This is a genomic window from Paraburkholderia sp. BL18I3N2 (assembly GCF_003001875.1).
In the GTDB taxonomy this organism is placed as follows: Bacteria; Pseudomonadota; Gammaproteobacteria; order Burkholderiales; family Burkholderiaceae; genus Paraburkholderia; species Paraburkholderia phytofirmans.
Window position 1 is genome coordinate 376788 of record NZ_PVNC01000001.1, and the last position, 19718, is coordinate 396505.

The window sequence follows — 19718 nt, forward strand, 5'->3', positions numbered from 1 at the left end:
AAACAGACTCAGCGCCCTAGACGTTTGCTGGCCCGAACGCTAAAGCCTTCGGCCAGCCGAACGTATGCACTTTGATGAGCGGCTGCCTGGCCGGCTGCGCAAGCGCGACCGCAGCGCGGATCTTGCCGGCCATCGGGACATCGAGCACATGCCAACGGCCATGTTCTGCGAGATCGAACGCACCGGTTGCGGCGTGGCTGAACAGCAGCTCGATATCGATGTCGACCGGCGCGTAACGCAGCGCATTGCAAAGACTGCTGTAGCGAGCGCGCCGGCGCGAAGCTTCCGGCGTCTCGTCGGGCGCCGCGCCGGGCGAAGGCACGACGACGCTCAATCCCAGCGTCGCCGACGCAACGCCGATCACAATCCATATGCCGCCGTACGCGATATCGATCGTGATGCTGCGGCCGTCGCGAGGATGACGCGCCCGCAGTTTCTCGTTGCCGTCGTCTTGCAGATCGACGGCGTGCGGCTCGCAGTCGAACAGATTCCCAACGATCCAGCGCACCACCACGCGCGCACTGATAAAGCGTTTGCGCAACGCGGCGTTCGGGTGCAGCCGCGCGCGCTCGCGTTCGCTCTTCGACAACCAGGTATCGCCTTCCTGAACCGGCACCGGCAGCCATTCGCAGCGGAACCGCCATAGATGCAACTCACCTGCGCGCGGCGCGGCGACGTTGTACGGATAGTTGCGTGTCAGCGGATGGCACAGGAATGCGGGCGCTGCCGCGGTGGAGGGTGCAATGCTGGCGGCCTGCACGGCAGCTTCGCCGGCCCCGCGTTCAGTGACGACTTCGCGTGACTCGCGGCTGTCGCGCTCACGCGAAGTCGCTGGGCAAGCCTGATCCAGTTCCAATGACATAGGCCTGCTTCCTCAATGCATGTAGGTGACACGCCGTGCTTGCACGTCGAGTTCCACACCGGCGTCGAGCAGATCGATGGCGAACCAGCGGAGCAACTTCAGGACGCCACTCACCGCGGGCGCGGGCAGCCATTCGTTCAACATGCGCAACGCCGCGCCGCTATGCGTTCTTTGCAGCAACGCGATGGCCTGCAGGATCACGGCTTCATCCTTGCCGAGATCGCTGGCGCAGCGGCAGCGCATATCGAGCGGACGGTACGACACGTGCATCAGCGAACGCATCAGCAGATCGAAGTGTTCGATGCCGTCCTGTCGTAGACCGACGCCGCTGAGAATGTCGCGCCAGTGCACGCCGCCGCGCGCCGTTTCGCAAGCGGGCCGCAGCCATGTGCGGACGGCGCTCAGGACGGTGCGGTCGGGCGCGTCGGCGGTGTCGGTCGGATGATCGTCGATCAGCTCCGGACGGCTGCTGTGTTGAGAGCGAAAGTTCATCGATGCTCCTGAATGGACACGGTCCATGAATCGCGCCGGCCGGATGGGACGGGTGCCGCGTCGCAGGCCAGCGCTTGTCGCGTACGACGGATAGGCGATGACGCAGAGCCTGCGTCGGGTGCTTATGCGTTTGTTGCCGTTGCGGGCGTTTGCTTCAGCTTTGAGCCGGCTGCGTCGGTTGCGTCGGTTGCCATTCGCGCACGTGCGCGCTGCGCGCTGGGCGCGTCGGCGCTTGCCCAAGCGTTTTCGGCGTGCCGACAAAGATGAAGCCGAGCAGGCGCTCATTCGGCGCGAAGCCTAGCGCGTCGTGCAGGCGCGCTTCATAACTGTCCGGTCCGGTGGACCAGAAGCCGCCGTAGCCGAGCGCGTGGATCGCGTTGAGCATGTTCATCGCCGCCGCGCCGGCAGCCAGCAATTGCTCGATCTCGGGCACCTTGGGATGCGCCGAGATCGCCGCGCCGAGCGCGATCACCAGCGGCGCGGCAAACGCCTTCTGCCGGCGATGCGCGTGCGCCGAACGCGGTTCGTTTGGCGAGCGGGCGCTGGCGAGGTCGACCAGCACGTCGCCGAGTGAGCCGCGCGCATCGCCGCGAATCGTCACGAAGCGCCAGGGACGCAGATTGCCGTGATCCGGTGCGCGCAAGGCGGCTTCGAAAATCGGGTCGAGTTCGGCGTCCGCCGGACCGGGCTCGGTCAGCGGCCATTGCGATTGACGCGACGGCAGGACCTCAAGCGCCGCCGAAGCTTTCGGGCCGTCGCCGGTGGCAGGCTTTACCGCTGCCGGGCGCTGGCTTTCGGTTTCGGGGCGGCTGATGTCTAGCGTCGTCATGATTTTGGGTCGGCTGATGGTATGGCTGAATAATGAGGCAATTTGTCAGTAAATGCAAATCATTCGCATTTAGAAGGCGCATTCATGGTTGTGTTTCGCGCCTGTCGCTTGCCCGGCGCAGAAGCGCGCGGTACGTTCAGCCGAACTCGGCAAGCCACTATCGCAACTAACGGTCAACCGCGGCCGGCGCCCCCGGATATGATGATGAAGTGCCGAATTCGGCCTTTCTGGCAAAAGCGGCTTGCAGCCTCCTTGCCCACTTTCGCCCGCCCCATGCCGACAAAAACACTCGACGCCGCATCGACTTCCAAGGCCACCGGAGCCACCGGAGCAGCGCAACGCCTCCCCACGCTGATGCTAGCCGCGTCGCTATCGCTGGGCAGCGCGATCGCACTCGGACTCGCCCGCTTCGCGTACGCGCTGCTGTTGCCGTCGATGAAATTCGACCTCGGCTGGAGTTTCGCGCAAGCCGGCGCGATGAATACGGCCAACGCGCTGGGTTATCTGCTCGGCGCGCTGGCGTTCCCGCGCCTCGCGCGCCGCTGGTCGGCCGGCGCATTGTTCAGCGGCGGTTGCGTGGCGACCGCGCTGCTGATGGCGGGCAGCGGCTTGCTCGCCGACACGGACGCGCTGCTCGCCTTGCGCGTGATCACCGGCGTGAGCAGCGCGGCGGTTTTCATCAGCGGCGGCGTGTTGGCGGCGCGACTTGCATCGGCGAGACCGCACGATGCGGGGCTCGTCCTCGGCTTGTATTACGGCGGTACGGGGTGGGGCATCGTGGCGTCGTCGGTGCTGGTGCCGTTGACTATCTTCAACGTCGCGCACGGCTGGCAGTACGCGTGGTTCGCACTCGCGCTCGCGTGTGCGGCGCTCGCGGCGGTGGCCGTCGGCGCAGCGCGAAAAATCGAGCGCGTGCACGCGATGGCGTCGTCGGCCGCGCAATTACACGCCGCCGCCGATGCACCCCGCTGGCCGCGATTCAGTCTCGCGCTGGCGGGCTACACGTTGTTCGGCGTCGGTTATATCGGCTACATGACGTTTATCGTCGCGCTGTTGCGGAATGCGGGCATGAGCGCGGCTGTCGTCACGTGCTTCTATCTGCTGCTCGGTGTGGCGACCGTGGTCTCGGCGCGCGTGTGGTCGGGACTGCTCGACCGCATGCGCGGCGGCCAGGCGCTCGCGGTGCTGAACGCTTTGCTCGCAATCGCGACGCTGTTGCCCGCGCTGTTCACGCAGCCATGGGTGGCGTTCGTATCCGGCGTGTTGTTCGGCGCGACGTTTCTCTCCGCCGTGGCGTCGACCACGGCTTTCGTGCGCCACAATCTGCCCGCGAGTCATTGGGCAAAGGGCATCAGCGCATTCACGATCGTGTTCGCGTTCGGACAGATTGTCGGGCCGATGGTGATTGGCTGGGTCTCGGACGGCGCGGGTCTCGCGCGCGGGCTCGTCTATTCCGCGCTGCTGCTCGCGGCGGGTGCAGTGCTGGCAGCTTGTCAGAAGGCGTTGCGCTTAACGTGATTCCACGCATTCACGCCCGTGCGCTGTACGCGTTTCACACCTGCACGGACGGGATGCTCTTCATGCAACGCAAGGCAAACATCGAACGGCTATGACGGATGCCGGCGATCTTGTAGAGCTTCTCACGCAGAAACCGCTCGTAGCCTGCCGTACCGTCGACCGCAACCTTCACGAGGTAGTCGTAGTCGCCCGATACGAGATACGCCTCCAGCACTTCGGTTAGCGTCGCCAGTTCGGCGCCGAAGCGGGCGAGGGCGTCGTCGTCGTGACGGTTGAGCGTGACTTCGAGCAGGACGATGTCCGCGAAGCCAAGCTTCTGCTGGTCGAGTAGCGCCACGTAGCCGCGGATATACCCCTCGGTTTCCAATTGACGCGTGCGATTCCAGCACGCGGTGGTCGACATGCCGACCAGCTCCGCCAATTCGGCATTGCTCAGACGAGCGTTCTTTTGCAACTCGCGCATGATCTTGCGATCCTGGTTGTCGAGCGGGCGATTGCGGATGGTCGTGGCCGTCACTGGAAGTTTCTCCCTGAAAATCGCATTCTAAAGGAAGATCGTCCCGACATCGCGCGGCAAGTCTATTGCTTTAAGAAGCCTATCCAGAGTGCGTCCCGGTATATTTTCAGGGTGCATTCATGCCCGGGACAACCGTCCGGGCCGCGAGCCCCGCGCCCGCAGCCTTGCGCGGCCACAAGCTGCCATTCGGTGTCTCGCCGCCTTTTTCACAGGAAGGCTGCACGTGGGCGAGTTGCGGCGTTACCAGCGCCGTAAGACGCGCTCGCCGGGCATGGACGCATGTTCCTGATTGCCTGCCAGCATGATCATCTGCGCGACCGGGTCCTCGACCCGCATGGATCGCGCCGGCGCACTGAGTAGCGACTCAGCTTGATCAACCTCGTTTGGTCGGCGTTTTAGCCGCGCTCTGTACCGCGACATTACGATACACGTCACGGCAAAATTGCATGCCGCCTTGATGCGTGCCATTGACACTCGCCGCGATGCGTACTGTTCCCTCCACATGCTGAGGTGCCGGCGGATTGACGATAGCGGCGTCGATCGCAAACGGATCAGAAGGCGATGCTCGCATGATGCCGATGCCCTTGATCGCCACGGCAAGGCAAGGGTCGGGAAGTTGCGGATCGTGGCCCGCTGCGACGTCGAAGTTGATGTTCAACGTCCAGAAACCCTCGTGAATATCCTGATGAATAATGACGGCCTTCACCACGTCCTGGTGTGACAGCGTGTATTCGTTGGTTGCCATCGGTCCCTCCTTGCTCGTACGCATGCTGAGCGTACGTGTGCAGAAATGGCATTTTGCGCGGACTAGGGAAGGTTAGTTTTACGCGCCATTCCTCACCGTGCAAGCGGAAAGATACGTGCGTCCATACGTCGGCGAACGCGCAATGCGCAGACGCGCGAAAGGCGACGCCCGGACCTGGCGTCGCCTTTCGCGCCGTAGCCGGATGAGCCACGGCGCAGTAAAACAAGCCTCCGATCAACCGCGCATGCAAGTACGTAGCAACGTTTAATGGAAGATGAGGTACAGGATAACCAGTACGATCAACGGGACGCCAAGCAACCAGCCGAGAAGGTAAGGCATGATGTGATCTCCTTTCGTATCGAGGTTTGAATACGAAAGTGATTCAGCATCCGGCGTGCCTGACGTGCCGTGTTGAGCCTGCTGCATGCCACGGCAGCATCAAGGCAAATTCTCCCGTAGAACAATGCTGAATTGCACGGGCTTCACGTCGCTCATCGCATCGCGCTTCTCGCGCACGTTGCGGAAAATACGCAGACAATTTCCCACCATAGCCTGCGGCGTTTGCGTGATCAACGCATCCATGGTGCCGTCGATCAGCAACGCTCGCGTGTCGGGCGTCAAGCCATGCCCGACAAACAGAATCTTCTGCTCCGAACGCGCCTCGACAATCGCGCGCGCCACGCCATCCGATCCGCCGCCGCTGTTGTAAATGCCGGCAAGATCGGGATGCTGTTCAAGCAGCTTGCGCGTTTGCATATAGTTGCGCTCGCTATCGTCCTGCCCTTCACGTAATCCAATCACGCGCACTTGTGGGAACGTCGATTCGATCAAATGCAGAAAGCCGATCTCGCGTTCCTCATGCCCGCGATAGTTGAGGCTGCCCGCGAGCATCGCGATCTTTCCACTCGGGCGCGGGCCCATGAAGCGCCCGAGCAGCAAGGCCGCCGTGCGTCCCGCCGATCGATTGTCGATGCCCACATAAGCCAACCGCCGCGCATTCGATAAGTCAGAAATCAGCGTGATGGCCGGCACGCCCTGATCGGCCAACGCATTCACGGCGTCGCGCACAACGGGATGTTCGAGCGCCATGAACACGACGCCATCCGCACGCTGCCCGTAGTGCAGCAGACGGTCGGCCAGTTCCTTCGGATTGAAACTCTCGACGTAGTGCACGCGGCACTTCATGCCCAGCGCGTTCCATTGATCGTGTGCGAAGTCGATGTAGTCGCCGAGCATATGCAGATAGCGATTGGTGCCGGCAGGCAGCAGGAACGCGATGCGCATCGGCTTCGAGGCGGCCGCGACGGGCGCCTCTGGCGTGAGCAGATAGCCGAGTTGGGCGGCCACTTGCAGCACGCGTTGCGCCGTCACGGCGCGCACGCCTTCACGGCCATTGAGCACACGATCCACCGTGGCGGTCGACACACCGGCGGCGCGCGCAATGTCGGGAATGCGGGCACGCGCGGTGGCGCTGAGGAGAAGCGTATCGGACATGGCAGCCTTCCTTCGCAAAACGGAAGTCCATCAAAAAACATCAAGCTTGCGGTTTGACAGCGCTAGCCGCGCACGCCTAGTCTTGCAGCTATCACATGACGACGCGACACCGGTGACTATAAATCAGGGCGTAGCGAGCGGACGATGATGGTTTTTGATGGATTCGACAGTCACATCAATTATAAGCAAGGAGACGCTCAAATGACCAACCTCGCGAGACGCACCCTGCTGCGTGCGGCGGCCGCCGTGCCGGTAGCCAGCGCGTTGGGCTTTCCGGCGATCGTGCGCGCGGCGTCCGGCCCGGAGTTCGTGTTCAAGTACGGCAACAACCTGCCGCTCACGCATCCGCTGAACGTGCGCTCGCAAGAGGCCGCGAATCAGATCAAGGAGGCGTCGAAAGGGCGCATGGAGATCCGGATATTCCCTAACAACCAGTTGGGCGGCGACACCGACATGCTCGCGCAAGTGCGCAGCGGTGGCATCGAAATGTTCACGCCGTCGGCGCTGGTGGTGTCGACGCTCGCGCCGTCGGTTGCGATTAACGCGGTGGGCTTCGCGTTCAACGACTACAACCAGGTGTGGGGCGCCATGGACGGCAAGCTCGGCGCATACGTGCGCGCCGCGATGCAGAAGGCCGGGCTCGAATCGTTCGAAAAGATGTGGGACAACGGCTTTCGTCAAACCACCACGAGCAACGGTCCAATTACGAGCGCACAGAATATGCGCGGTCTGAAGATTCGCGTGCCGGTGAGTCCGCTCAGCATCGATATGTTCAAGGGACTCGGCGCTTCGCCGACCAGCCTGCAATTCAGCGAGGTCTATTCGTCGCTGCAAACGCATATCGTCGATGCGCAGGAAAATCCGCTGCCGATCGTGCAGGTCGCGAAACTCTATGAAGTGCAGAAGTACTGCTCGCTCACCAATCACATGTGGGACGGCTACTGGTTCGTGCTGAACCCGCGCGCCTGGCAGCGCCTGCCGAAGGATCTGCAGGGCATTGCCAGCGATGCGTTCAACCAGTCGGCTTTGAAACAGCGTGAAGACGTGCGCAAGCTGAACGATGCGGCGGTTGCGGATTTGCAAGGTAAGGGTCTGTCGATCAACCGTCCCGCGCCGGACACATTCCGCGCGGCGCTGCGCCAGGCGGGTTTCTACGCGGAATGGAAGAGCAAGTTCGGCAATCAGGCGTGGGACCTGCTCGAACAATCGGTCGGCAAGCTGGCGTGATTGTGCTGCATACGGGTGAGCCTGAGACGAAGCGCGGCGAGCCGCCGCGAGGAGGCAGCAGGATGTCGAATCACGCATTGAATCCGGCGGATGCGGGCGTGCCGCTGCACGCGGCGAGCATGCCGCGCCGCTGGTTGACGAGCTTCGATCGCGGTCTGATCGCGCTCGTCGAAGTGTGCGCGGCGGCGCTGCTCGTGATGGAAATCATCGTGATGTTCGCGGGCGTGGTGTGCCGGTACGTGCTGCATCAGCCGCTCGTCTGGTCGGATGAACTGGCTGGCATTCTGTTCCTTTGGCTCGCCATGCTTGGCGCCGTGCTCGCGTTGCGGCGCGGCGAACATATGCGGATGACGGCACTCGTCAGCCGCCTGTCGCCGCAGCGGCGCGCGTTCGTCGATACGCTGGCGATCGCCGCGTCGATCGCGTTGCTTGCGCTGTTGATCGCTCCTGCGTACGACTATGCCTCCGGCGAGGCGGCGATCGTTACACCCGCCTTGCAGATCAGCAACGCGTGGCGCGCGCTCGCTTTGCCCATTGGCGCGGCACTCATGCTGCTGGTCGGCCTGATTCGTCTTGCCCAGGTGAGCCGAGTGCGCGACGTCGTGATCGTGCTCGCGATTACCGCTGTATTGGCCGCGGTCGCCGTGTTCGCCGGGCCGTGGTTTCAGACGCTCGGCAAAACCAATCTCGTGATCTTTTTCGTCGGCGTGGTGGCGATCGGGATTTTTTCGGGCGTGCCGATCGGGTTTTCGTTTGCGCTTGCCACGTTCGGTTATCTGGGACTCTCGACCTTTACGCCGCTCGAAGTCGTGGTCGGCCGCATGGACGAAGGCATGTCGCATCTCGTGCTGCTTGCCGTGCCGCTCTTCGTGTTCCTCGGCTTGCTGATCGAAATGACCGGCATGGCGCGCGCGATGATCGAGTTTCTCGCGAGCCTCGTTGGTCATGTGCATGGTGGTTTGTCGTTCGTGCTGATCGGCGCCATGTATCTGGTCTCGGGCATCTCCGGCTCGAAAGTGGCAGACATGGCGGCCATCGCGCCGGTGCTGTTTCCGGAGATGAAAAAACGCGGCGCGTCCGAAGGCGATCTGGTCGCGCTGCTCGCCACGACCGGTGCACAAAGCGAAACCATTCCGCCGAGCATCGTGTTGATTACGATCGGTTCGGTGACGGGTCTGTCGATATCCGCGCTCTTTACCGCAGGCATGCTGCCGGGCGCCGTGCTCGCGCTGATTCTGTGCGTGGTGGTGTGGTGGCGCTATCGCAAGGAAGACCTGAGCGGCGCGCAGCGTTTCAGCAAGCGGCAGATTGGGCGATTGTTCGTCGTGTCGCTTCCGGCGCTGGCGTTGCCGTTCGTGATTCGCATGGCCGTGGTCGAAGGCGTGGCGACAGCAACGGAGGTATCGACCATCGGCATTGCTTACTCGATGCTGATCGGCCTGCTGGTGTATCGCCGTTTTGAATGGCGGCGGCTCGGCCGCATGCTGGTGGATGCAGCGACCTTGTCCGGCGCGATTCTTTTTATCATCGGATGCGCGACGGCGATGGCTTGGGCGCTGACGCAATCCGGCTTTTCTCAGGACCTTGCGCAACTCATGGGCTCGATGCCTGGCGGCACATACGGTTTTCTCGCGGTGTCGATCGTGGTGTTCGTGATGCTCGGCAGCGTGCTCGAAGGAATTCCCGCCATTGTGCTGTTCGGGCCGCTGCTGTTTCCCATTGCGCGGCTCGCGGGCGTGCATGAAGTGCATTACGCGATCGTCGTGATTCTTTCTATGGGTGTGGGCCTCTTCTCGCCGCCGTTCGGGGTCGGCTACTACTCGGCGTGCGCGATCAGCAAGGTCAATCCCGATGCAGGCATTCGTCCGATTGTCGGCTATATGGGCGCATTGATCGTGGGCCTGATTGTGGTGGCGGCGATTCCCTGGATTTCGATCGGGTTTCTTTAAGCAGATCTCTCAGGTTCATTAACAGGTCCGACCTTCGGGCGCTGCGTTTTCGCCGCGCCGGGGCGTCGCTCGTCTTTCAAACCCGCAGCATCGGGAGAGTTTCATGAGTCGTTTTTTTGGCGAAATCCGGCAGGCAGGTTACGTGGTGCGGGACATCGAGGCCGCGATGGACTACTGGAGCCGCGTGCTCGGCGTGGGTCCGTGGTTCTACAACGAACGCGTGCCGATCGAGAACTACACCTACCGCGGGCAATCGTATGAGGTGCATAACTCGGTGGCGTTGGCAAACTCGGGGCCGTTGCAGGTGGAACTGATCCAGACACGCAACGACGCGCCGTCCATGTATCGCGACTTCCTCGCAGCGGGCCATACCGGTTTGCAGCACAACGCGTACTGGACCACTTCATTCGACGCGGATCTCGCGCGACTGCAGGAGAAGGGTTTTAAAGTTGCCATGAGCGGCGAAGTGGGACGCAACGGGCGTTTCGTGTACTTCGATACGGAGAATCATCCCGGCACGGTGATCGAGTTGTCCGAAATTGCCGGGCCGAAAGGCAAGCTGTTCGACATGATCTACGCGGCGTCGCGCGATTGGGACGGCCGCGAGCCGGTGCGTCGCTTTCCCGATCTGGGCACGCTATGAGCGACAAGCTGCAACAGCAAGCGATCGATAACGACACGCTCCAGGCCGACTATCTGATCGAGACGCCGCTCGATCCCGCGCGCATCGCCGACGTCATGGCCGGCGAGCAATCGAGCGGCACCTTCGTGCACGTTGCCAACGAATCCGATGCGCTGCGCGCGCGCAGCCGCGCGAACGTGCTGCGCGTCGAAGAACTCGAAGCGGCGGCGCGACCCAGCTTGCCGAACGCCTGGCTCGAGCGTCAAGGCGCGCCGGGGCCGTGGCGGCGCGCGCGCATCACGCTGTCGTTTCCGCTCGCCAATATCGACGCGAATCTGCCCACGCTGGCCGCAACCGTCGCCGGCAATCTATACGATCTTGGCGAAGTGACCGGCATGCGGCTGTTGTCGTTGCGCTTGCCGGCTTCGTACCGCAAGCGTTTCGAATTGCCGCGTCATGGCGTGGCCGGCACACGTGCGCTGACGGAGGTGAAGCACAGGCCGATGATCGGCACGATCATCAAGCCGAACGTCGGCCTGAGCGCGGCGGAAACGGCGGCACTGGTGCGCGATCTGTGCGAAGCGGGCGTCGATTTCATCAAGGATGACGAAGTATGTGCGAATCCCGCACACGCGCCGCTGACGGAACGCGTGCGCGCGGTGATGGCCGAAGTGCGCCGCTACCGTGAACGCAGCGGCCGTCCTGTGATGGTCGCGTTCAATATCACCGACGACCTCGACGCCATGCGCCGTCACGCGGAACTGGTCGAGCGAGAAGGCGGCAACTGCGTGATGGCGAGCATCAACTGGTGCGGCTTTTCCGCGATCCAGACGCTGCGCCGCGCTACGCCGCTCGTGCTGCACGCGCACCGCAACGGCTACGGCATGATGTCGCGCGATCCGGCGCTGGGCATGTCGTTTCAGGCGTATCAGACGCTGTGGCGTTTGAGCGGCGTCGATCATATGCACGTACATGGCCTCGCCGGCAAATTCGCGCAGAGCGACGCCGAAGTGATCGAGTCGGCACGCGATTGCGCGACGCCGCTCGCCGCGGGTTGCGACGATACGGTGCTGCCGGCGTTTTCATCAGGGCAATGGGCTGGCACGGTGCAAGCGACCTTCCACGCCGTGCGCTCCACCGATCTGCTGTTCATGTCGGGCGGCGGCATTCTCGCGCATCCGGATGGGCCCGCGGCAGGCGTGACGAGCGTGCGCCAGGCATGGGCGGCCGTGCAGGCGGGCACGCCGTTGCCGGCGTACGCCGAGCACATGCCGGAGCTGCGGCGCGCCTTGGCGTTTTTCGGCAGCCGCGCGTGAACGCTTCAGGCGACACGGAACAAAAGATGAGCGACGAAGCAAACACCAGCGGCCCCGCTTACGCTTTCTACGGCGACGACTTCACCGGCGCAACCGACACGCTGGCGCATCTCGCCCGCGCCGGTTTGCGCACCATGCTGTTCTTCGCACCGCCGGATGCCACGCGTCTTTCGATGCTTGGCCCGCTCGACGCGATTGGCGTTGCGGGCGCCGCGCGCACCATGCCGCCGGCCGCGCAGCGGCAGGAACTCGAACGCGTCGGCGCCGCCTTCGCCGCGCTCGGCGTGCGGGTGATGCACTACAAAGTGTGCTCGACGTTCGATAGCGCGCCGGAAACGGGCAGCATCGGCGTGGCGATTTGTACGTTGCGCGAGTACTGCGCGAACGAACTCGTCGCGGTGGTTGGCGGTCAACCGAATTTGCGGCGCTATTGCGTGTTCGGCGAACTGTTTGCGGCAGCCGGCGCGGACGATGACGCGCAGTCGATTTACCGCATCGACCGTCATCCGACCATGAGCCGCCATCCCGTCACGCCGATGAACGAAGCGGACTTGCGCGTGCATCTTCAGCGGCAAGGTGTGAAGAATGTGCAATCGGTCGACTGGCGTTGCTACGCGCATGGAGATGCCGAACTGCAAGAAGAAGTGCAGCGCCGGCTCGATTCGAAACCCGACGCCGTGCTGTTCGACGTACTCGACGATTCGCATCTGCAGGCGATTGGCCGTGTGATCGCGCGTCATGCCGCGGCGTCGGCGCCGTTGCTCGCGGTCGGTGCGAGCAGCGTTGCGCAGGCTTACGCGTTGGCGCATGACAACCGCGTTAAAGATGCCGCCGCCGAAAACCGAACTACGCCGCTGTTGCCTCGCGCACGCGGCCCCGTGTTTGTGCTCGCAGGCAGCCTCTCGCCATTGACCGAAGTACAGATCGGCGCCGCGCAATCCTATCTGCGTGTGGAACTGGACCCGCTGAAAATGACCGGCGACGCAGCCTCCAGCTACCTGGCGGAACGCGTGGCGGCGATCGCCGGCCCCTTGCGCGACGGACGCAACGTGCTCGCTTTCACGACACGCCGCGCGTCGAACGAAGCCGGCGCGCTGCCGCAACTCGCGCACGCCTGTGCGTCACTCTTGCAAGAGGTACTCGGCGCCGTGCGCTTGCAACGCATCGGCATTGCGGGCGGCGACACGTCGAGTTTTGCCGTGCGCGCGCTCGGCGCCTGGGGGCTGTCGTATCTCGCGCCGTTGTCGGCGGGCGTCACCGTGTGCCGTCTCCATGCCGATCGCGCGAAACTCGACGGTATGGAGGTCATGCTCAAAGGCGGCCAAATGGGCGACGCGGATCTGTTCGAGCAATTGCTCGACGGTAACGGCTAACCGTTGTCGGCGAAACCGGGATAGAGCGTCATGCCGCCGTCGACGAACAATGTCGTGCCGACCACATAGTCGCTTTCATCAGAGGCGAGCCAGACGGCGGCCTTGCCGATGTCGTCCGCTTCGCCCACGCGGCCGTAGGGAATCAGCTTCAACAGTTTCTCCAGCGCGGCTTCTGTGTCCCACGCGTCCTTATTGATCGGCGTGCGAATCGCGCCCGGCGCAATGGAATTGACGCGGATGCGTTCGGGCGCGACTTCCTGCGCGAGCGATTTCATGAACATCTGAATGCCGCCTTTAGACGCCGCGTAATTGACGTGCCCCGCCCATGGAATGACTTCGTGAACCGAGCTCATGCAGATGATCTTGCCGAGCGCTTTGGACGTGGTCGTCGGGCCGCGTCGGCGGAATTCTTTCACGGCCGCTTGTGCGGTCAGAAACTGGCCGGTGAGGTTGGTTGCCAGCACCTGTTGCCAGTCGTCCAGCGTCATATCGGCAAACGCATTGTCTTTCTGCAAGCCCGAATTGGCGATCACGATATCCACGCTCTCGAAACGCGCGCGGCATGCCGCGAACATCTTCTCGACCTGCGCAGGATCGGCGACGTCAGCCTGCACGGCGATGGCGGCGCCGCTAGCTTTGTTGATCTCGGCGGCGAGTTGCTCCGCCTCTTCGGCATGCGAGTGATAGTTCACGACGACGGCCGCGCCCGCATCCGCAAGCGCTTTGGCGACGCCGGAACCAATGCCCGAACTGGCGCCGGTGACCAGAGCGACCTGATTCGCGAGTAACTTTTCCATTGCTGCTCCCGGGGTGACAAGATAGGGATGTGCATCGACCATCGACCATCGACATAGCAAGGCCGCCGGATATCCATGCAGCGAACTGCGGAAATATCCGGCGGCCGGCCCGCTCTCAACGAATGCGGGTACTACACGACGCTACGGCAATTAAGGCTATATGACGCCGACAACCAGCAAAACGATCACGACGATCACGACGAGTCCAAGACCGCCGGTAGGGCCGTAACCCCACGAACGGCTGTGCGGCCACGTGGGGAGCGCACCGATGAGGAGAAGAATCAGCAAGACTAGAAGAATAGTTCCCAACATATGAATGACCTCCGCCTGGTTGATAGGACCTGCCTTCACGACAGACACGCAAGGCCCGCATTGCGGGTGTTCCTGCGAAAGGCAGTATCGGTGTCATAGCTGAGCAAGCTGCATGCCCGAGGCGATAGATCAAGCCGGAAACGTTTTAAGATCGTCATGCCGCCGTGTGGCGAGCGGTGCCGATACGCGACGCAATCAGATCCCCGATATAGGCGAGAGTGAGCGCAGCCGCGCCGCAAGCGAAGATCAACGCGTAGTCGTTATGTGTATGCGAGAAAAGATACGAGTACCCATAGCCGCCGAGCGCCTGGAAAAGCGCGAAGGCTGTCGTCGCGCGACTCCACGCGGCTCGCTGTTCGATGTGATCGTGTGGCACGAGTTCATGAATGCGGCCGAGCGTGAGCGGCACGATGCCCGGTGTGAAGATGCCGAGAATCACAGTCGATGCGACCAGCACGAGCGTGCTGCCCGAGAACGCGAGCATGGCGACGGCGGCCGCTTGCAGAAGCAATCCGACGCGATAGGCCTTGCCGAAGCCGATGCGATCGGCCACGTTGCCGCAGATCACCGGTCCGGCGATTGCAGCGAGGCCGTACAGCACCCAGTAGTCAGCGCCGATTGCGGCGCCGCGTCCCAGGCCGCGAGCGATATAGTCGACGAGTAGCACCATCGCCGGGACAAGGCCGAGTGCGTTTGCCGCGTATTGCGCGTACAGCACACGAAGCGTCAAGCCGTGAGGGCGCACTGCGTGATGCGTACCGGAAGGCGCGACCGGTGCGGGCGGATTCGTCGAAGGCCAGCCGAACCAGCTCACCGCGGTCAACACCAACGCCACGACGCCGAGACCGATCCACGTGGTTTGCAAACCATAGTGCAGCAGCTGCGGAATCAAGGTGCCGGATGCAGCGATACCGAGTCCGAGTCCAAGAAAGATCATGCCGCTCACGAAGCCGCGGCGCGGCACGGGAATGTGCGGAAGAATCGACGTCGCCACCAGCACCATGATTGCGCCGCCGGAAATGCCCGACAACAAACGCCACGCAAAAAACCAGCTCACGGAAAGCGGATACGCGCAGGCGAAAAAGGCTGCGGTCACGACCGCCATCAGCATGCGCAACGCGCTGCGGTTCGACAGTGCCGATGCGAGGGGGCGGCCGATCAACGCGCCGACCAGATAGCCGGCGAAGTTCGCCGCGCCGAGTGTCACCGCTTGCGACGACGTGAACCAGTGCGCCTGGATCAGCGAGGGAATCAACGGCGTGTAGGCGAAGCGCGCGAGGCCGATGGCGACGAGACTGCCGCACAGTCCCGCAAGCGTGGCGAAGAGCGCGCGGGCATCGAGTGAGACTGAACTATCTGACGTTATCGGAGCAGCGGACATGACGGTTCCTTTACCGGTGCGCGCGCTGATGGCGGCGCTGCCGGATGTCGGTGGGAAAGCGAAGGGGTGCGCCTTGTCAGGCGCGTGGCTCAAGCGTCGGAGCCGGTCGCCGGTAGGGCAGGCAAACCAAGCAGCAGCAACACGGGCGCAATCGCGCCGACCAGCAGCGTTTGTTGCGGGTTGACCCGCGCGAGAACGCGAACGCCGATCAGCGTGGCGAGCAGGTGAGTGGCGGCGTCATCGGCGGAAACGACAGTGGTAATTTCTCCGCTCTCGCTGGCAGCAATCATGCGGCGGTAGAAAAACGCGCGCATTTCCGAGAATTCCGTGGCGACGATCGCACGGAATGCTTCGTCCTCCGATGTGGTTTCCAGCGCCGAGTTCACCAGCATGCAGCCGCGTTGCGCGGGATCGGCGAGCGATCGTTCGAGGATCTCGTGGAAGAACATCGTGACGCCTAGAGCCGGCGATACGGTCCGCTCCAAACGCCTGATCCGTTCGCGCAACGTGTGCTCCAGATAATGCTCGAGCGCGCGCAGATACAGCGTGCGTTTGTCGCCGAACGCGTTGTAGAGACTCGGCTGCGTCAGACCGGTGGATTTAACCAGGTCGCGCGTGGAGGTCGCGTCGTAGCCCTTCGTCCAGAAGGCCGCGCTGGCGGCTTCCAGCACCTCGTGTTCGTCGAATTGGCGGGGTCTTGCCATGATGAATATCCTTCCGGCGTCACTGACGACTGGTTCTGTATCGGTCGATATAAAAAGCGATTATATATCGGCTGATACAGAACGCAAGAAGAAGATTCGAGGGTGTACCGGCGGCGGGCTCAAAGTACGCTGCGGTGCGGGGGAAGGGCGTCGGCGGGTGGTTGCCCATCCGGCGCAAGTTCGGTTTCCGGATAGCTGATGCGCACCGGCGGCACGAACCAGGCGAGGCACAGACCGATCAACGCCGCAGCGCCGGCCACCAGAATGCCGATGTGAATGGACTGCACCAGGGCTTCGCGTGCGGACCTCATCATGGCGTCGCCTGACTGGCCGGCACTCACCAGACGATTGATCAGCGCGGCCTGTTCCGCACGATCCACCAGCAACTCGGGACTGGCGAACGACTTGAACCACTGCGTCGCCTGATAGGAATCGAGCGAGCGATGCACGCCGCGCGAATAGAGATGGCCGAGCAACGCGCCCGTCATCACCGTGCCGAGCATGCCGCCGAAGGTCCGCAGCGATTGAAGCAGCGCGGTGGCCGCGCCGACATGGTCCCGCCCGACGATCTGCTGTGAACAGACGGTCAGGCTGGTCGCGACCAGTCCGAGTCCGAGCCCGCTGATGCCCATGCACGAGGCCCACACGAGATGCGGTTCCGTACCTCGCAAGACGACGACGCTCAGACAGGCGAGCGCGGACAGCGCGAAGCCAACGTACATGATGCCGTTCGCGCGGCGGACCCGTGTGACGATTCGATTGTTGAGCACGCTGCCCACGGTCGTGCCGAGCAGCAATGGCGTAATCAGCATGCCCGAGTCATGCGCGGACATCGCGTAGCCGCCCTGAAACAGCAATGGCACATAAAACACCAGCGAAAAGAGCGCGAAGCCGCCGAGCACCGACATCGCGAACAGCGCGGAGAGCTTGCGGTCCATGAGCATGTCCACCGGCACGATTGGATAGCCGATGCGCCGCTCCCATAGCCAGAGAATCAGCCCGCAAGTCACAGCTACGACGGTCAGCGCGATGGTCGTCGTGTCGATGCCGCGCCTTGGAAACAGTTCGATGAGCACTTGCAGTGAGCCGAACGTGACCGCGAGCACGAACGCGCCGAGCCAGTCGAGCCGCACGGGACCTTTGCGCCTTAGATGAAGCAGCGGGGGCAAAAAGCGCTGCACGAACAGGAGCGAGACGAGCCCGACCGGCACGTTGACGAAAAACACCAGCCGCCAACCGCCGTACTGCGTGAGCATTCCGCCGAGCGTCGGTCCGATCATATTGGACACGCCGAACGCGGACGTGACGAACACAAGCCAACGCAGTCGCAGTTTCGGATTAGGAAACAGATCGGCGACGGTGGCGAACACCGTGCCGATCAGAATGCCGCCGCCGATTCCCTGCAGTCCACGCGAAACTATAAGCAACAACATGCTGCTGGCAAAGCCGCACAACACGGACGCGCCGGTGAACAACAGGATCGCCGCGATCAGAAACCGCTTGCGGCCAAACAGATCGCCCAGCCGCCCGAAGATGGGAATCGTGATGACCGAGGCCAGCATGTACGACGTCGCGACCCACGCGTACAGATCGAAGCCCTTCAGATCGGCGACGATGCGCGGCAGCGCGGTGCCGACGATGGTTTGATCCAGCGCCACCAGCATCGCGACGAAAGCGATGCCGAGCATCGCAAGCAGCGATTCGCGGAACGGCAGCAGTTGCCCGCTCGGAAGCGGCGCGGTGACCCCGGTGCTCATAGCGTGCTTACTTGTTACCCGCTGCCATACGTTTGCCGAGAGCAGCGCCCAGGTCTTCGTCGGTCAGGGCCGGCGAGATGTCCATCGTGAGCAGGTCGCCCCAGTCGAGCGCCAGTGCCGCCATCGCGCGGTTGTCGTCAGCCTCGACGATTGCAACGCCGCGCAAGCCGCCGATCGCGTGCCAGCGTCCCAGCAATTTGACTCCGTCCGGCATTTGCCCGCCGGTCTTCATGAAACGTTCGATGACGGAATTCTCCGCGGTCGGTAGACCGTTCCATTGGACGATAAATTTCATTGCGCGCCTCCAATCCGAAATGGCGATGCCGGCTCGTGGCGCGCTGCCATCGTCGCTTATGGGTACGGCGCGTCGCGGATGCGGTGCGTCGTGTTCAGTTCTGCGCCAGCAAGCTGTCCGGATAGTACGTGCTATTGGCGGACAGCGGTAAAGAACCACGTGGCGTCCTAAGCATCATAGGTGAGCGTGGGGCGGGCGGCGTCGCCGCGGGCGGACATTCACCAGGCCAATTGCACACGTGCGATTTCATGGCGAAGAAGCGAACTGCGCCGTCGCTAGTTTTGGAATATTTTGTGGGGCGTTTGCGTTATCTGGTTATGGCGATGCGCTTCTGTCGACAACAAAAGCAAACGGCACGCGTGTGTGACGCGTGCCGTTGTCGTGACTGTGCGACGCCCAGGCGAGGCGCGCTACGGTTTGCGCTGCATGGCCGCTTTGGCAATCGTCTGATGCGCGGCGGGGAAGCCGGGCGGATATTCGACCACGCGTGCCGAGGCCGGCACCAGTGGCACGGCCGCGTTCAGCCGCGCGCCGATACGCGCACCGCCGACGATGGCCGTCATGGCCTGACGGTCGAGTTCGACGCTAGCGGTGAGGTCCCTGATGATCAGCTTGGTCATGGTGGCTCCAGGAAAGAAATCGAGCGGCGCGCCGGTGCAATGCGCCGGCCGCCGCTCGGGTGTGTCGTGAAATGTGCTGAGGTCTCCCCGCACAATCAGTATAGGAAATCTCGCTGCAACTCGCCGGCCGGCGATGAGTTGCCGGCATTCGCGAGGCCCCCCGGTCCTCACGATGGCAAGCCGTCACACGGTGGCGTTGTTGGCGCCCCACAGCGACGGGCTGACGTTCAGGTGCAGCGGCACGAAGCCCGCGCCGATCACGCCGACGTTGTTGAGTGCGGCGACGTTGACGTACTGCATCTGGTTGAGGTTCTGGTTGATCGAGACGTTGACGTTGGCAATGCCGCCAAGGCCGGCGACCGAGGGCAGGCCGGGCACGCTGCTGCCGGTGCCGCCGGCCACCGCCGACATGGCGCGGCGGTCGAGCTCGCGGGTGCCGGACAGATCGCGAAACATGAGGGACGACATGGTGCTTCTCCAAAGGTGCGCGGAAGACGGGGGTAATCGTCGGCAGGCGAAGCGCGCCGGCGAGCCGGGCGCCCCGCCTCGCCACGTATTACACGTGGATGTTGTTGCTCGTCGTGACGTACGGGTTGACCGTCGAGCTGATGCCGGTGGCGAACGCGACGTTGTTGCCGTTGGCGTTCTGCAGGTTCAGCTGGTTGTTGATCAGCTGGGTGGCGTCGACCTTCTTGCTGTCGTTCGGGGCAAAGACGGGGCTGAAGTTGAAGTACGAGGACGACGGATAGTAGCCGGTGCCGCCGCGCACGGCGCTCATGGCGCGGCTGTCGAGTTGTTCGGTGATGGACAGGTCTTTGATCATCAGTGCGTTCATGGTGAATCTCCAGAAGGTAAAGGTCAGGGTCTTGCGGTCGGGTGCGAGCAACTTGTCTGCTCGGGTGTCACTA

General features: G+C 63.1%; 21 protein-coding genes. 6 read left to right on the forward strand and 15 right to left on the reverse strand.

Annotated features, from left to right (window positions below):
* Positions 1 to 16 precede the first annotated feature (16 nt).
* The 3 genes from B0G75_RS01750 to B0G75_RS01760 form a co-directional block, all read right to left on the reverse strand.
* Entirely contained in the window at positions 17 to 862 is an 846-nt protein-coding gene (locus B0G75_RS01750) for a hypothetical protein (protein WP_106300066.1), read from the reverse strand.
* Between the two features lie 12 nt (positions 863 to 874).
* Entirely contained in the window at positions 875 to 1354 is a 480-nt protein-coding gene (locus B0G75_RS01755) for a hypothetical protein (RefSeq protein WP_106300068.1), read from the reverse strand.
* Between the two features lie 154 nt (positions 1355 to 1508).
* Positions 1509 to 2183 carry a nitroreductase gene (locus B0G75_RS01760; protein WP_106300070.1) on the reverse strand — a complete coding sequence of 225 codons (675 nt, stop codon included), beginning with the start codon at positions 2181 to 2183 and terminating at the stop codon, positions 1509 to 1511.
* A 273-nt stretch (positions 2184 to 2456) separates the two neighbouring features.
* On the opposite strand from B0G75_RS01760, the gene B0G75_RS01765 reads away from it, so the two are divergent.
* Positions 2457 to 3701: a YbfB/YjiJ family MFS transporter gene (locus B0G75_RS01765; RefSeq protein WP_106300072.1), complete on the forward strand. Its 1245-nt coding sequence runs from the start codon at positions 2457 to 2459 to the stop codon at positions 3699 to 3701.
* A 34-nt stretch (positions 3702 to 3735) separates the two neighbouring features.
* Here B0G75_RS01765 and B0G75_RS01770 read toward each other — a convergent pair whose 3' ends face one another.
* The 3 genes from B0G75_RS01770 to B0G75_RS01780 form a co-directional block, all read right to left on the reverse strand.
* Positions 3736 to 4218, reverse strand: a complete 483-nt coding sequence (locus B0G75_RS01770) for an Lrp/AsnC family transcriptional regulator (protein WP_106300074.1) — start codon at positions 4216 to 4218, stop codon at positions 3736 to 3738.
* Between the two features lie 373 nt (positions 4219 to 4591).
* Positions 4592 to 4963, reverse strand: a complete 372-nt coding sequence (locus B0G75_RS01775; protein WP_106300076.1) for a hypothetical protein — start codon at positions 4961 to 4963, stop codon at positions 4592 to 4594.
* A 438-nt stretch (positions 4964 to 5401) separates the two neighbouring features.
* On the reverse strand, positions 5402 to 6457 hold the full coding sequence (locus B0G75_RS01780; RefSeq protein WP_106300078.1) for a LacI family DNA-binding transcriptional regulator: 1056 nt from the start codon (positions 6455 to 6457) through the stop codon (positions 5402 to 5404).
* 201 nt (positions 6458 to 6658) lie between these two features.
* On the opposite strand from B0G75_RS01780, the gene B0G75_RS01785 reads away from it, so the two are divergent.
* The 5 genes from B0G75_RS01785 (at position 6659) to B0G75_RS01805 (ending at position 12944) form a co-directional block, all read left to right on the forward strand.
* The gene (locus B0G75_RS01785) at positions 6659 to 7684 is read left to right on the forward strand and encodes a TRAP transporter substrate-binding protein (RefSeq protein WP_106300080.1); all 1026 of its coding nucleotides are present in this window, start codon (positions 6659 to 6661) and stop codon (positions 7682 to 7684) included.
* Positions 7685 to 7746: 62 nt separating this feature from the next.
* Positions 7747 to 9633, forward strand: a complete 1887-nt coding sequence (locus B0G75_RS01790; RefSeq protein ID WP_106300082.1) for a TRAP transporter large permease subunit — start codon at positions 7747 to 7749, stop codon at positions 9631 to 9633.
* Positions 9634 to 9736: 103 nt separating this feature from the next.
* Positions 9737 to 10276: a VOC family protein gene (locus B0G75_RS01795; protein ID WP_106300084.1), complete on the forward strand. Its 540-nt coding sequence runs from the start codon at positions 9737 to 9739 to the stop codon at positions 10274 to 10276.
* On the forward strand, positions 10273 to 11571 hold the full coding sequence (locus B0G75_RS01800) for a ribulose-bisphosphate carboxylase large subunit family protein (RefSeq protein WP_106300086.1): 1299 nt from the start codon (positions 10273 to 10275) through the stop codon (positions 11569 to 11571). Before B0G75_RS01795 ends, B0G75_RS01800 begins: the two co-directional genes overlap by 4 nt.
* 26 nt (positions 11572 to 11597) lie before the next feature.
* The gene (locus B0G75_RS01805; protein ID WP_106300088.1) at positions 11598 to 12944 is read left to right on the forward strand and encodes a four-carbon acid sugar kinase family protein; all 1347 of its coding nucleotides are present in this window, start codon (positions 11598 to 11600) and stop codon (positions 12942 to 12944) included.
* Here the strand turns inward: B0G75_RS01805 and B0G75_RS01810 are convergent.
* From B0G75_RS01810 to B0G75_RS01850, 9 genes are all read right to left on the reverse strand, one after another.
* Positions 12941 to 13741 carry an SDR family oxidoreductase gene (locus B0G75_RS01810; protein WP_106300090.1) on the reverse strand — a complete coding sequence of 267 codons (801 nt, stop codon included), beginning with the start codon at positions 13739 to 13741 and terminating at the stop codon, positions 12941 to 12943. The two genes, B0G75_RS01805 and B0G75_RS01810, sit on opposite strands and share 4 nt — an antisense overlap.
* Positions 13742 to 13897: 156 nt before the next feature.
* Positions 13898 to 14053: a DUF3309 family protein gene (locus B0G75_RS01815; protein ID WP_106301759.1), complete on the reverse strand. Its 156-nt coding sequence runs from the start codon at positions 14051 to 14053 to the stop codon at positions 13898 to 13900.
* 154 nt (positions 14054 to 14207) lie between these two features.
* Entirely contained in the window at positions 14208 to 15434 is a 1227-nt protein-coding gene (locus B0G75_RS01820) for a YbfB/YjiJ family MFS transporter (RefSeq protein ID WP_106300092.1), read from the reverse strand.
* Positions 15435 to 15523: 89 nt separating this feature from the next.
* Positions 15524 to 16138, reverse strand: coding sequence for a TetR/AcrR family transcriptional regulator (locus B0G75_RS01825; protein WP_106300094.1), 615 nt, complete (start codon positions 16136 to 16138; stop codon positions 15524 to 15526).
* Positions 16139 to 16257: 119 nt separating this feature from the next.
* The gene (locus tag B0G75_RS01830) at positions 16258 to 17895 is read right to left on the reverse strand and encodes an MFS transporter (protein WP_106300096.1); all 1638 of its coding nucleotides are present in this window, start codon (positions 17893 to 17895) and stop codon (positions 16258 to 16260) included.
* A 7-nt stretch (positions 17896 to 17902) separates the two neighbouring features.
* Positions 17903 to 18190, reverse strand: a complete 288-nt coding sequence (locus B0G75_RS01835) for a DUF3303 domain-containing protein (protein WP_106300098.1) — start codon at positions 18188 to 18190, stop codon at positions 17903 to 17905.
* 410 nt (positions 18191 to 18600) lie between these two features.
* The gene (locus tag B0G75_RS01840) at positions 18601 to 18810 is read right to left on the reverse strand and encodes a hypothetical protein (RefSeq protein WP_106300100.1); all 210 of its coding nucleotides are present in this window, start codon (positions 18808 to 18810) and stop codon (positions 18601 to 18603) included.
* Between the two features lie 183 nt (positions 18811 to 18993).
* Positions 18994 to 19278, reverse strand: a complete 285-nt coding sequence (locus tag B0G75_RS01845) for a hypothetical protein (RefSeq protein ID WP_106300102.1) — start codon at positions 19276 to 19278, stop codon at positions 18994 to 18996.
* Between the two features lie 88 nt (positions 19279 to 19366).
* On the reverse strand, positions 19367 to 19645 hold the full coding sequence (locus B0G75_RS01850) for a hypothetical protein (RefSeq protein ID WP_012425894.1): 279 nt from the start codon (positions 19643 to 19645) through the stop codon (positions 19367 to 19369).
* Between the last annotated feature and the right edge of the window lie 73 nt (positions 19646 to 19718).